Consider the following 13,630-nt stretch of genomic DNA (forward strand, 5'->3'; position numbering starts at 1 on the left):
GTTCTGAATTGATTTAATTAATAGTGACACTTAGCACATTCCAAGCCTCCGATATCCTTCACTTTAAGTGCATTCTTGCTGTCGGAATGTAATTGCACCAATTTATCATAATACTCGTTGCCAGCAGCATTGATATCAGTCTGTCTGTGACAGTCAATACACCAGCCCATTGTCAAGGAGCTATGCTGATAGACCACTTCCATTTCTTCTATTGGACCATGGCAAGTCTGACACTCGATACCTCCCACCGCTACGTGTTGAGCATGGTTAAAATAGGCCAAATCTGGAAGGTTGTGAATCCTCACCCACTCAATTGGCTGATTATTATCGACTGCATTATAGATTTTTTGAATTTCTGGCGAAATACCATCTTTTCCACCTACATTCTGAATGTGTGTATGACAGTTCATACAAATGTTGGCTGAAGGGATATTTGCTGATTTACCCAATTCTACTCCAGTATGACAGTATTGACACTCAATTTCGTATTGGCCAGCGTGTAACTGATGCGAGAAGGCAATAGGCTGCTTCGGTGCATATCCTTGCTGTATACCAACAGAATATAGACCATCGATAGCTGTTTTAGCCACTAAAGCCACTACAAGAGCCGTAACGATAATTACAAAAGCATCACTTTTCAGTACTTTAGAGAAATTAAATTTCTGATTGATGAATTCTTGATCCTCCTCATCTAATTTCTGACTGTTTAGATACTTGGTCAAAACAGAGATAATCAGACCTAGGACAATTAGAATAAGCAAAAGTACAACGACTAATACAGCTAGGATGATTGTCAAATATTCACTAGGTACACCTGAGCCTCCGCCTGCTGATGCTGCTCCACTACCGTCACCGCCATCTGCTACGGCAGCTTCTTTATCACCATATTCAATATATGAAAGTAGGTTATCAAGATCAGTGTCACTTAAAAACTCGTGACTTGGCATCGCAAGGTTGTTGTACTCCTTGTAGATGGCGTTAGCTTGTGCATCTCCAGATGCAATTAAAGCACCAGAGTTTCTGATGAAACTTTTAGCCCAATCGATAGATCTTCTATCAGTCACTCCTCTCAGGGCAGGGCCTGTGTACTTTTGATCCAGTTTGTGACAAGTTTTACAGTTAGCATTGAAGATGGATTTACCAGCAGCAATCGCTTCTTCACTGTCAGAAACATCAGGATTAGCTCCAAAGGCTTGCGCTCCCAACACGAGGAAGAACACCATGGCCATTGTGCTAATTCTTAAGGGAACACTTAATATTGAGCGTTTGATCGACATATTTATTACTTATTAAACAGTTTAATTCACGGTTTTCAAATAAACAGTGCAAATGTACTACCCCAATTCTACATTTCAAACTTGACTTCCATACATGGTAAGGAACAGTAAACAGCCTTACGCTAATTGTATTTATTTGTTTTTCAACACCTTACAAATATTAATCTCAAAGACCTGATAATTTAGAATCTTTATAAATAAATCTTAGAATGCATAAAATATATGGATGGTTATTATTAATGAAATTTGTAAAAACTTATTGGATTAATTTCTGGATGCTATTTTGGAAAAATTGAGATTATCTCTACATTTGCATTCCGTTTACAAAGGGTCGGGTGGCCGAGTGGCTAGGCAGAGGTCTGCAAAACCTTGTACAGCGGTTCGAATCCGCTCTCGACCTCCAAAATCAAAAAAGCATCTCTTGACAGGGATGCTTTTATTTTTTAAGTATGCTCACCCATTGATCCAAGAACCTATCCATTTGACATTTTTTCTTAGCATTCCTACAGGTTATTTGATATCTTAAAAAATATCAAAAAATCATCTTTGCTATGAAAACTATTTCCTTGCAAATCAACGGTAAAAAACATCAGGTTGAAGTAGAGCCAGAAGAACCACTTTTGTACATCCTCAGAGAAGAATTTCAATTATCAGGAGCAAAGTTCGGTTGTGGATTACAGCAATGTGCAGCTTGCCTCGTGTTAGTAGATAACTCAGCCCAATACACTTGTGTAAGCCCATGTGAGAACTTTGAAGGAAAAACTATAGAAACAATTGAAGGTCTTCGCAAAGGAGATAAGCTACACCCTATTCAAAAAGCATTTATTGAAGTGCAAGCTGCACAATGCGGCTACTGTCTCAATGGTATGATCATCAGCGCTGTCGCTTTGCTAAGAGAAAATCCAAACCCTACAGAAGAGGAAATCAAGGCTTCGTTACATAAAGTAATCTGTCGTTGTGGTACGCATTCAAGGTTTGTTAAAGCCGTAAAAAATGTCTCCGGATATAGATAAACTTTAGATTATGAAAAACTTCAAATTACCCCTCACAAATAGACGGTCATTTTTAAAAACATCTGGACACTTATTGATTGGGTTCAATCTTTTCCCTCTTTCATTTTGTAGTACCAAAGAAACTGAAGAACTAAAGAATTTATATCATGGAATTCCAGAGCGACCGCATAAAGGCCGGGAGATCATTGATTCTTGGATCAGGTTGGATGCTGAGGGATACGTTACCATTTTGACAGGAAAGCAAGAGCTGGGTCAAGGCATCAGGACAGCATTGATGCAAATCGCAGCCGAAGAACTTGATGTCCCTTTCGAAAAATGTCGTATCATCAATGGTGACACTGGACAAACTGCTAATGAAGGCTACACTGCTGGAAGCAACTCCGTAGAAGGAAGTGGTAGTGCAATTCGTCAAGCTGCGGCAGAAGCTAGATTATTTTTATTAAAAGAAGTGGGTAAAGAATGGAATATTTCAATAGAAAATCTCAAAGTAAAAGACGGGATCATCCTTGGCCCTGAAGGAAAGAAAAAAACATTTTGGGAAATCCTAAATGGTAAGTATTTGGAAGAAAATATCACAGGAGAGGCAGAATTCAAGTCCCCAGACAGACATCAAATCATAGGCAAACCATATCAAAGGGCAGAAATCCTAGATATGGTTCAAGGAAAACCGCACTTTGTCCATGACTTGAGGTTCCCAGATATGCTACATGCAAGGGTCGTTCATCCCCCCTCTTATGGTTCAAAACTAAAATCTCTTGACACAAGCTCGATTATGGAAATATCGGGAGTTGAGCATGTAATTGTAGATGGGAGCTTTGTAGCTGTTGTCGCCAAAAGAGAGTATCAAGCCATCAAAGCTTGGGAAAAAATCAGAGCAATAAGCGAGTGGGAAAAATCACTAATCAAAATCAGCCCTAAGGTTCTTTTTGAAGATATGAAGCGAAATTCAGCAGCCCCACAGCAAGTGGAAAAGCACCTTGATATTAATTCAGCAATCGACAAGTCAGCAAAAACTTTAAAATCAACATATACCAAACCTTATCACATGCACGGCTCAACAGGGCCAGGCTGTTCTATATCCTTATGGAAAGATGATCAGCTTACTGTTTGGTCACCGACACAAGGGGTCTATCCCTTACAAAACACGCTTTCGGATTTATTTGGACTAAAAAAAGAGCAAATCAGATGCATAGGTATGCCGGGGTCTGGCTGCTATGGCCACAACAGTGCTGATGATGTATCTGCAGAATCAGCATTGATCGCCAAGCAGGTACCAGGGAAACACATCAGACTTCAGTGGATGCGAGATAGTGAACATCAATGGGAGCCTTATGGATCAGCTATGCAGATTGCGCTTGAAGCAGGTATAGATCAAGAAGGCAAAATCACAGCTTGGAAAACACAGATTTGGTCAGATACCCACAGCACTCGGCCCAATGGAAAAGCAGGCCATTACATCTCTGCTAGACATCTGGAAAATGCTTTTGAGTTTCAAAAGGGAGGGTTTTCAGGTGGATCCTACAGAAATGCCGCTCCACTTTATACAATTCCTGATCGAGAACTCCTACTTCATAATTATGAAGGACCATTAAGAACTTCGGCATTGAGGGGCCTCGGGGCTTATGGGAATATTTTTGCATTAGAGTCATTCATGGACGAGTTAGCAAAAGCAGCTGAAATAGACCCATTTGAATTTAGAATTAAAAACCTCAATAACCCAAGAGCCATTGAGGTCATTCAAAGCTTAAAACTTAAAAGCAATTGGGAGAATAGAGATCAAAGCCGAGATGTTGGTTACGGTTTGGCATTTGCCCAATACAAGAACTCTGCTTCCTATTATGCGGTGCTTGCAGAAATCCACAAAAGTGAACAAGAAGGCAAATTTCGATTACACAAACTCACAGGAGTCATCGATTCGGGTCAATGCATCAATCCGGACGGCTTAAAAAATCAAACTGAAGGAGGAATGATTCAGTCTGCGAGTTGGACAATCTTGGAAGCGGTCCAATACGATGAAAATGGAATCACAAGCAAAGACTGGAGTAGCTACCCTATCTTGCGGACAAATAACGTCCCCGAAGTCGAAGTCCACATCATCAATCGACCTGAAGAAAAACCACTTGGCGCAGGCGAGGCAGCCCAAGGCCCAGTTGCTGCAGCGATTGTCAATGCGCTATCATCTATTTTGGGAAGGAGAATATATGACTTGCCCTTGAGGGAGTATTTTTCTTAAAAGTTAAGAAGGGTTTAAGATAAAGCTAAGAACGTTCAATTCACTTTCTGACCAATTTAACCTTATAAACTCTCAAAAAATCCTCTTCCTCTTCTACATTAGGACTCCTTTGCATCCACAGAAACCCATCGCCAGAAGCAAAGCCACTTGTGCTTACACCTTTCATAAATGGAATATTCCCAACTTGTATTAAACTCTCCTTTTCAAGAATTAACATTCCTTGGGACACCTCTTCAGCTGCTTTGGCATAAAGTCTTTCTGATTCTTCTTGATCTCCTGATTCCCAAAGTGCATCAAGTTCTTTCATTATATTTTCTGGAATCCCTCCATAATAATGTAGGATAAGGTAATCATCCACTACATGGATATTTCTAATCGCAGGCGTACTTCCTTTGATCGTCACAGAACCTTTATAAAACTCTTCCCTAGACGTCAAAGGCAGCTTTTCAAAACCCGGAATAATAAGATCGACCGTACTTTCTAACTCAGCTCCTGTCTGATTGAGCTTGTAAACACGCAATTTAGGTTCTCCTCCTAATGCAACATAAAGTCGATCACCACTCGCTTCCAAAGCTGGCGCGTAATCACTCTCATAAAATCCATTACCATTCAAAAATAAACTCCCTTCTTCAAAGGGTACGATTTCTGTAAATTCACCATGTTCTATATCAATAAGTTCAATCGCCTTGAATTCATCATAAAACCGCTGTTCACCTGGGTAGGTGTCCCTTGTTCTAACAGATTTACTCAACAAGTATGGCTTCCCCGCCAAATTTACAGTTTCCATCCCTTTACCGACAAAACTCATAAAGCCTGCCCCTCCTAAAGATTCAGGATGAGACATTTTTTTGACCATATTACCACCTAGGTCAAAAACAAAAACACCATTCATACCTGCCAAAGCAACTTGCTCTTCATCTATGAATCCTGGAAATTCCATCAAAAAACCATATGCATCAGGTGTGTCTCCTTTTTTAGAAAATCTACCAATAATTGCCCCATTCCTATCAGTAAAGAGAAACTCTTTGCTAGAATAATCATAGAATGCAAATCGATCCGCCATAGGGCTGACGTCCACAAGCATAGGGCTACCTAAAACATTGATTTCTAATGAATCGACAATAACCAAAGAATAGCCATCTTCATTTTCAAGGCTTTGCTCTTTCGGACTGGAACATGAAATGATGGCTACTAGAACAAGGTATAAGTAAATGATCTGTTTCATAGAAAAGCTTTATCAATTAAGAAGTTAAATGTGATTTAAAAATCGACTATTAATTATAGTATAAAAAATAGGTTTTCCCAAAACTAACTAAAATAAAAAAAAGTGACCACCTTTCGGTAGCCACCTTTTTTAGTATAGGAAGAGTTAAGTCTAAAGTCTTGCGTCTTTAGTCTCTTGTCTTATTTTTTCCCACCTTCCATCTTCTCTTTCAACTCAGCTAATGCATCCAAGTCACCTAGAGTAGACTTTTCAGCTGGAGCAGATGCAGTTGGAGCATCTTCTTTCTTCTTAGCTTTCTTAGGAGCAGCAGCTGGTTTAGCCTCTTCTCTAAAAGTAGCAGTGTGAGAAAGTACGATTCTTTTATCGTCCTTAGAGAATTCAGTCACTTTGAACTCGATAGACTCACCTACTTCTACTGAAGTACCGTCAGCTTTCTCCAAGTTTTTAGAAGTAGCAAATCCTTCAAGACCATAAGGAAGTTCAAGAACTGCACCTTTATCATTTTTAGAAACGACAGTACACTTATGATCAGACCCTACAGGGAATATACCTTCGAAAGTATCCCATGGATTCTCCTCCAATTGCTTATGACCTAGTGCCAATCTTCTATTCTCAACATCTAGCTCAAGTACTGCTACATCAAGATTGTCACCAACCTTAACGAATTCAGATGGATGCTTGATTTTCTTAGTCCAAGAAAGGTCAGAAACGTGAACTAGACCATCGATACCTTCTTCCAATTCAAGGAATAGACCGAAGTTAGTTAAGTTTCTTACCACACCAGTGTGCTTAGTACCTACAGCATATTTAGCTGCCATGTCACCTTTAGTCCAAGGATCTTCAGTCAATTGCTTGATACCAAGAGACATTTTTCTCTCGTCTTTATCTAGAGTCAATACCACTGCTTCGATTTCATCACCTACTTTTACAAAGTCAGCAGGGTTTCTTAAGTGCTGAGACCAGCTCATTTCAGAAACGTGAATCAAACCTTCAACTCCAGCAGCAAGCTCCAGGAATGCACCGTAGTCAGCTACGTTTACAATTTTACCTTTAACTTTTGAACCCACTTCAAGGTCAGCAGAAAGTGCATCCCAAGGATGAGCAGTAAGCTGCTTCATACCCAATGAAATTCTCTTCTTGTCATCATCAAAGTCAAGAACAACGATCTGAACTTTGTCATCAAGGTTAAGAACTTCCTCTGGATGATTGATTCTTCCCCAAGAGATATCTGTAATGTGAAGCAAACCATCAACACCACCCAAATCGATGAATACACCGAAGTTTGTCATGTTTTTGATCACACCTTCTAGTACTTGACCTTTCTCAAGGTTGTTCAAGATCTCTGCTTTTTGCTTCTCAAGATCTTTCTCGATCAACACTTTGTGAGATACTACTACGTTATCGTTAGTGTGGTTGATTTTCACCACTTTCACTTCCATTTTCTTACCTACATAGATATCAAAATCTCTGATAGGCTTCACGTCGATCTGAGAACCTGGCAAGAATGCTTCTACACCGTAGATATCTACGATCAAACCACCCTTTGTTCTTCTTTTCACAAGACCTTCGATCACATTGTCATGCTCCAATGCCGCTTCGATATCGCTCCATGCACGGACCATTCTTGCTTTCTTTCTAGAAAGAACCAACTGACCTAGTGAGTTTTCTTGCTCTTCGATGAACAATTCCACTTCGTCACCGATCTTTAGATCTGGAAGGTCTCTGAATTCTGTTCTTGGAACCAAACCGTCAGATTTGAAACCAATGTTGATGATCACATCCTTGTCATTGATACCTACTACAGTACCTTTGATGACTTCTTTTTCGGTGATCTCGTTCAAAGTTCCAGCGTAAAGAGCTTCCATTTCGGCTCTTTTGTCTTTAGAATAACCTTCACCAAAACCTTTGGTGTCGAAATCTTCCCAGTTAAAATCTTTTTGATTAGACATATTGCAAATAACCCTGATTTTCAACATCCTTAGGGTCATCGGGATGAGGTTTTTAGTTTTGGATAAAACCCTGAAATACAGATTCCAGAGCCCCGTTCACCCGAACGGACTGCAAAGGTAGGGAATTTTGAAGAAAACCTTATATATGATTGAAATTTTCAAAAAGTATTTCTGATAATTGATCTTAAACTGAACTTCACTATATATTTGAATTAGAAATTCAAAAACGAAACCCATGGGATCTCTCCCATGGGCTGCAAGCAAAGAGTTAATAATTAATTTAATTGCTCAAATTTAATCAAAGTCCCAACACAATGAAAATTATTCAGTGGATTTATACCATCTATGCTGCTGTGCTTTTTGCAGTTTTCATGCTGATCTTCGGCTGGTTTGTGGTCATCCCATATGCCATATCATCGAAAGCAGGAAAGTTTGCATTTTTCTTTATCCGTATTTGGGTAAGGGGCTGGTCCACTTTAGTTGGTATTCGATACAAAGTACATGGGGAGGAGCATATTGATTTAGAGCAACCTTACATTTATATCTTCAATCATAGGTCATTTATTGACGCTCCGGTCATCCCTATGGCGATCATGCAAGAGGTAAGGGCTATTGGAAAAAAAGAATTGTCTAAAATCCCTGTTTTCGGCTTCATCACCTCCAGGCTAGCAGTCTGGGTAGATAGAAAGGATGCAGCATCAAGAAAAGCATCCGTCAAAAGGCTACTTGAAATTCTACAAACAGGAATATCCATCGTGGTTGCTCCAGAAGGAACAAGAAATGATACAGACCAAACTTTACTTCCATTTCAAAAGGGAGCATTCCGAATGGCAATTGACACTGGTGTACAGATCATGCCCATGGCCGTGATCGGTGCTGACCAAGTCATGCGAAGAGGCTCAATTTTGCTAAGCCCAGGTGTAATCAATATCTATTTTTCATCACCAATTGATCCAAAACCATATATGAAAACACAGGACATTTCAGGCTTATCAGAAAAATGCTTCAACAGGCTAGAAGCGATGATCTTGACCCATGAATAAATAATGCTTTTGAATGACCAAAAAGCAAAGCGCACTAAACTTTTACAAAATTCGAGACATTGACCTGCATAGGTCAAAATCGCCGTGCTCTATAATTAGCTTAGTGCGCTTTGTGAAAATAATTCCTCTTAAGACCTAAAGCCTCTTGATCTCAATATTTCTGAACCAAACTTCATCCCCATGATCTTGGAGAGCAATTTTACCTGATTTGAAAGTGCCAAACCCAGGCATGTCTTTAAACTTACTACCTGCGATCAATTCCTCCCACTCAGGAGTCCAAAGTGTAGTTTCCACAATTTTAGTCCCGTTGAGGTGAAGCTGCAGCAGCCCATCCTTTGAGATAATCTCTGCAAGATTCCATTCACCTACAGGTCTCACTGATTCTTCGGAAGACTCAATCAAGTCATATAAGTCACCAGCACGATGGGTTCTGATTTTTGCATCAGGGTGTCCATCATTGTCCAGTACTTGCATCTCCATACCTGTCATCCATGGATAAGCATATTCTTCTGATTCATGCACATAGAATATAATCCCACTATTGCCGTCTTTTGCAATTTTCCATTCTACTTTAAGATGAAAATCATCAAACTCACCTTCAGTCACAATGTCTCCTCCATCTCCAGTCTGCCAACCATCTTTATTCGTAGCATCTAGATAGATTGCTCCATCTTGAATTTTCCATGCAGCACCTACGTCTCCCCCTCCATATTTTTTCCAGCCATCGAAAGACTCTCCGTCAAATAAGCTGATCCATTCTGATTCTACTTCTACTTCTACGCCTTCTGTCTGAATAGTTACTTCTCTTACTTCTTGAATACCTCCACATGCAAATGTCATGGAAGCAATCAGTAGTAAGCCGTAAGTTGATTTCTTCATGGTTTATCTTTTAAGTAGTAATACATATTTGATCACATCTTCCACATCTGCTCTTTCTAGATGTGGATGGGATGGCATTTGGATTTCTCCCCAATTCCCCACGTTGCCATTGATCACATGGTCGGTAAGCAAAGCCACATTTTCTGGAGTATTCTCATATTTCTCAGCTACATCAGCATAAGATGGCCCTACGACTTTTCTTTCTACCATGTGACAAGCTGTACAACCCGCTTCTTTTGCCTTGGCTGAACCTGTGATGAATACAGGGTCATCTTTGTATTTATCTTCGAGACTTACCTTAGTCTCTTGCGCAGGTGCAGAAGAGGTAGTTGAAGACTGTGAAGATTCTTGACTTCCTCCGCCACAAGCGTATGTCATCAAAGAAAAGGCAACAAGGCCAAAAGAAAATAATTTGAGTGATTTCATTTTGTTTAATTTATTGATGGTTTTAGATTCCTAATATTTTTTTATTGAAGTTTTCATCAGCTCCAGTTCCTGCGAAATCATCAAAAGCCTTATCCGTCACTCTGATGATATGATCAGCAATAAACTGAGCGCCTTCTATGGCTCCTTGCTCCGGGTGCTTGATCGCACACTCCCATTCTAACACAGCCCAACCGTCAAAGTCATACTGTGAAAGTTTGCTAAAGATACCACTAAAATCAACTTGACCGTCACCGAGTGAACGGAATCTTCCAGCTCTGTCTACCCAGCCTTGATAACCACCATAGACCCCTTGTTTCCCAGTCGGATTAAATTCAGCATCTTTGACATGGAACATCTTGATTCTCTCATGATAGAAATCAATAAATTGCAAATAATCCAAGCACTGCAATACAAAATGACTTGGGTCATACAGGATATTGGCACGCTTGTGATTATTGACTTTTTCTAGAAACATCTCAAAAGTGACCCCATCATGTAGGTCTTCTCCAGGATGCAATTCATAACAAAGATCTACACCATTTTCTTCAAAAACATCCAAAATTGGCGTCCAGCGTTTCGCTAATTCAGTAAAACCTGTTTCTACCAAGCCAGCAGGTCGCTGTGGCCAAGGGTATACTGTATGCCACATCAGCGCACCCGAAAAAGTAGCATGGGCATTGAGCCCAAGGTTTTTGGAAGCTTTGGCTGCATATTTCAATTGTTGAGTAGCCCATGCTGATTTTCCTTTTAGGTCTCCCTTGAGATTATCAGGAGCAAAACCATCAAATAACTCATTGTAAGCTGGATGTACAGCCACTAACTGACCTTGGAGGTGCGTTGATAATTCTGTGATTTCTAAGCCTGCTTCGTTTACGATGCCTTTGATTTCGTCAGCGTAGGTCTGGCTTTCTGCGGCTTTCTTCAGATCAATCAGTCTAGCATCCCAAGAAGGAATCTGCACACCATAATACCCTACAGAAGCCATCCATTCACATATACTCTTTAAATTATTGAACGGCGCCTGGTCATCTACAAACTGAGCAAGGAAAATCGCCGGCCCTTTTATTGTTTTCATAGGTTTGAATATTTATAGGGTTTGATATTAAAGTAGTTTATTCTTTAAGGGAATTTGATGAATTTCATTTTCTTTTTTTATAGTAGCTTATCAGACTGAGAATATGTCTCCGCAATCGATTTCGACTTAATATTTTGCATTTTTGAAATAAAAAGATCGTTTTCTTTGACTTTAACTATCCATTGCCAAATAAATTGAAAATCCATTTTTTCACTTATTTTTGATACTTACCATTCCAATGACTTATAATGCTATTCGGATTAGTAAATCTTAAAATTAACAGAAAAAGCCTAAATTTTAAACTTAAAATTAATAGTTTGCCATTCTATACGATTAAAATAAAGCTACTGTAAACCTATTAACCATTCTAAATTAATGAGTACAGGAATTCGTTTTCGCCTCTCTTTCATGATGTTCCTCGAGTTTTTTATTTGGGGATCATGGTTCGTAACTCTAGGCACTTTTCTTGGTGCCAATCTCAATGCTACAGGAACACAAATTGCCACTGCATTTTCTACTCAATCCTTTGGCGCCATCATTGCCCCATTTATAATTGGGCTGATTGCTGATAGGTACTTCAATGCTGAGAAAATCCTGGGTCTGCTTCATCTTGTAGGCGGTGGATTGATGTTTTTACTATATCAGTCTACAGATTTTACAGCGTTTTATCCCATGTTGCTGCTCTACATGATTTTGTATATGCCCACGCTTGCATTAGTCAATTCAGTCTCCTTCAATCAGATGAAAGACCCTGAAAAAGACTTTTCAAGTATTCGTGTTTGGGGAACCATAGGATGGATCGTTGCAGGATTAGCGATCAGCTATGCGTTTACTTGGGATACAGCTGAAAATATTGCCAATGGATTTCTAAAAAACACATTCCTAATGGCTGGTATTGCAGCTGTAATCTTGGGCTTATTTTCATTTACACTTCCTGCCACTCCGCCAAAAGCGGACAGGTCACAAAAACTGAAAGTTTCCGAAATTCTAGGATTAGATGCACTCAGGCTACTTAAGGAAAGAAATTTTGCTGTATTTTTCATTTCTTCTATTCTAATCTGTATCCCATTGGCATTCTATTATCAAAACGCCAATCCGTTTTTGACAGAAATTGGCGTCACCAATCCTACTGGAAAAATGACGATCGGCCAAATTTCAGAAGCTTTGTTCCTGCTATTATTACCGATTTTCTTCAAGAGGTTTGGGTTCAAAAAAACCCTGCTTCTAGGAATGATCGCCTGGGTATTGAGATACATTTTGTTTGCCCTTGGCAATGCTGACAGTGGACTTTTCTTACTGATCATCGGAATAGCACTACATGGTATTTGTTATGACTTCTTTTTTGTATCGGGACAAATTTATACAGACTCAAAAGCAGGTGAAAAATTCAAATCTGCTGCCCAAGGACTGATTACATTAGCCACCTATGGAATAGGGATGCTAATCGGGTTCTTTGTAGCAGGGAAAGTTTCTGACATGTACTTGGCAGCTGATGGCTCACATACTTGGGAATCTATCTGGATGATTCCTGCAGGAATTGCTGCTGTAGTAGTCGTCTTCTTCTTGATCTTTTTCAAGGATGAATCAAAAAAAGCAACAAACCTATCTTAACCTATATATTATTATGAAATCAATCAATCGGCGGAATAGCTTGAAAAAAATGATGATGGGTACATTGGTCGCAGGAGCCGCGCCATTGATACCCCTGAATGCGTCAGCTATGCCTCAATCAAAACTCAAAGGAAATGTCAATCATGCCGTCTGTGCCTGGACTTTTCCAAATTTATCTCTTGACGAACTCTGTAAAGCTATCAAGAAAATTGGATTCAATGCCATAGATCTAGTTGGTCCCAAAGACTGGCATATTCTCCAAGAAAATGGAGTGGACTGCTCCATGTGCAATGGTGCCGAGATCAATCTTGTCCACGGATTTAATAATAAATTATATCACGATCAGCTGGTAAAAAATTATACTGAGGTCATCCCCCTTGTGGCCAAAGCAGGCTACAAAAACCTGATCTGCTTCTCTGGAAACAGAGACGGCATGGATGATGAAACTGGGCTTCAAAACTCAGTTGAAGGTTTAAAAAAAATAATCGGATTGGCAGAACAGCACAATGTCACCTTAGTCATGGAATTGCTCAATAGTAGAATCAATCATCCAGACTACATGTGTGACAAAACCTCCTGGGGCGTAGAGTTGTGTAAAAGACTTGGAAGTGATAACTTTAAGCTACTCTATGACATCTATCACATGCAGATTGATGAGGGAGACTTGATCCGAACGATTAGAAATAATCACCAATATATCGCTCACTATCACACAGCTGGAAATCCCGGTAGAAACGAAATCGATGACACGCAAGAGATTTACTACCCAGCTGTGATTCGTGCAATCGTAGAAACTGGATTCAAAGGTTATGTCTGCCAGGAATTTACCCCTAAAAAGGAAGATAAATTGGCATCATTGGAAGAGGCAATCAGAATCTGCGACGTTTAAAAAATAATAC

Annotated in this window: 11 protein-coding genes and 1 tRNA gene; 6 read left to right on the top strand and 6 right to left on the bottom strand. The window is 39.7% G+C overall.

The annotated features are described in order from the left end of the window. Window positions 1-17 precede the first annotated feature (17 nt). Complete coding sequence (locus BW935_RS11900; protein WP_076501767.1) at window positions 18-1,277, bottom strand: c-type cytochrome; 1,260 nt, start codon at window positions 1,275-1,277, stop codon at window positions 18-20. Between the two features lie 329 nt (window positions 1,278-1,606). On the opposite strand from BW935_RS11900, the gene BW935_RS11905 reads away from it, so the two are divergent. The 3 genes from BW935_RS11905 to BW935_RS11915 all read left to right on the top strand — a co-directional run bounded on the left by BW935_RS11905 (window position 1,607) and on the right by BW935_RS11915 (window position 4,523). Then, window positions 1,607-1,680, top strand: a tRNA-Cys gene (locus tag BW935_RS11905). A gap of 148 nt (window positions 1,681-1,828) precedes the next feature. Then, window positions 1,829-2,290, top strand: a complete 462-nt coding sequence (locus BW935_RS11910; protein WP_076501769.1) for a (2Fe-2S)-binding protein — start codon at window positions 1,829-1,831, stop codon at window positions 2,288-2,290. 10 nt (window positions 2,291-2,300) lie between these two features. Continuing rightward, window positions 2,301-4,523 carry a xanthine dehydrogenase family protein molybdopterin-binding subunit gene (locus BW935_RS11915; RefSeq protein WP_076501770.1) on the top strand — a complete coding sequence of 741 codons (2,223 nt, stop codon included), beginning with the start codon at window positions 2,301-2,303 and terminating at the stop codon, window positions 4,521-4,523. A gap of 40 nt (window positions 4,524-4,563) precedes the next feature. Here the strand turns inward: BW935_RS11915 and BW935_RS11920 are convergent, their stop codons facing one another. Both BW935_RS11920 and rpsA read right to left on the bottom strand, forming a co-directional pair. Beyond that, window positions 4,564-5,748, bottom strand: a complete 1,185-nt coding sequence (locus BW935_RS11920) for a hypothetical protein (RefSeq protein ID WP_076501772.1) — start codon at window positions 5,746-5,748, stop codon at window positions 4,564-4,566. Window positions 5,749-5,927: 179 nt separating this feature from the next. After that, window positions 5,928-7,697: a 30S ribosomal protein S1 gene (gene rpsA / locus BW935_RS11925; protein ID WP_076501773.1), complete on the bottom strand. Its 1,770-nt coding sequence runs from the start codon at window positions 7,695-7,697 to the stop codon at window positions 5,928-5,930. A gap of 314 nt (window positions 7,698-8,011) precedes the next feature. Between rpsA and BW935_RS11930 the strand changes: the two genes are divergently transcribed. Beyond that, window positions 8,012-8,740: a lysophospholipid acyltransferase family protein gene (locus BW935_RS11930; RefSeq protein WP_076501775.1), complete on the top strand. Its 729-nt coding sequence runs from the start codon at window positions 8,012-8,014 to the stop codon at window positions 8,738-8,740. A gap of 135 nt (window positions 8,741-8,875) precedes the next feature. Here BW935_RS11930 and BW935_RS11935 read toward each other — a convergent pair whose 3' ends face one another. Genes BW935_RS11935 through BW935_RS11945 form a run of 3 tightly spaced genes read right to left on the bottom strand, consistent with a single transcriptional unit; the run spans window position 8,876 to window position 11,120 of the window. Next, window positions 8,876-9,619, bottom strand: a complete 744-nt coding sequence (locus BW935_RS11935; protein WP_076501776.1) for a 3-keto-disaccharide hydrolase — start codon at window positions 9,617-9,619, stop codon at window positions 8,876-8,878. A gap of 3 nt (window positions 9,620-9,622) precedes the next feature. Further along, window positions 9,623-10,045 carry a c-type cytochrome gene (locus tag BW935_RS11940; RefSeq protein WP_076501778.1) on the bottom strand — a complete coding sequence of 141 codons (423 nt, stop codon included), beginning with the start codon at window positions 10,043-10,045 and terminating at the stop codon, window positions 9,623-9,625. Window positions 10,046-10,067: 22 nt separating this feature from the next. Then, complete coding sequence (locus tag BW935_RS11945) at window positions 10,068-11,120, bottom strand: sugar phosphate isomerase/epimerase family protein (protein ID WP_076501779.1); 1,053 nt, start codon at window positions 11,118-11,120, stop codon at window positions 10,068-10,070. Between the two features lie 375 nt (window positions 11,121-11,495). Between BW935_RS11945 and BW935_RS11950 the strand changes: the two genes are divergently transcribed. Both BW935_RS11950 and BW935_RS11955 read left to right on the top strand, forming a co-directional pair. Next, the gene (locus BW935_RS11950) at window positions 11,496-12,731 is read left to right on the top strand and encodes a nucleoside permease (protein ID WP_076501781.1); all 1,236 of its coding nucleotides are present in this window, start codon (window positions 11,496-11,498) and stop codon (window positions 12,729-12,731) included. A 13-nt stretch (window positions 12,732-12,744) separates the two neighbouring features. Further along, window positions 12,745-13,620, top strand: a complete 876-nt coding sequence (locus tag BW935_RS11955; RefSeq protein ID WP_076501904.1) for a hydroxypyruvate isomerase family protein — start codon at window positions 12,745-12,747, stop codon at window positions 13,618-13,620. Window positions 13,621-13,630: the final 10 nt, after the last annotated feature.

The sequence above is a fragment of the Belliella pelovolcani genome, assembly GCF_900156785.1.
Lineage (GTDB): Bacteria > Bacteroidota > Bacteroidia > Cytophagales > Cyclobacteriaceae > Belliella > Belliella pelovolcani.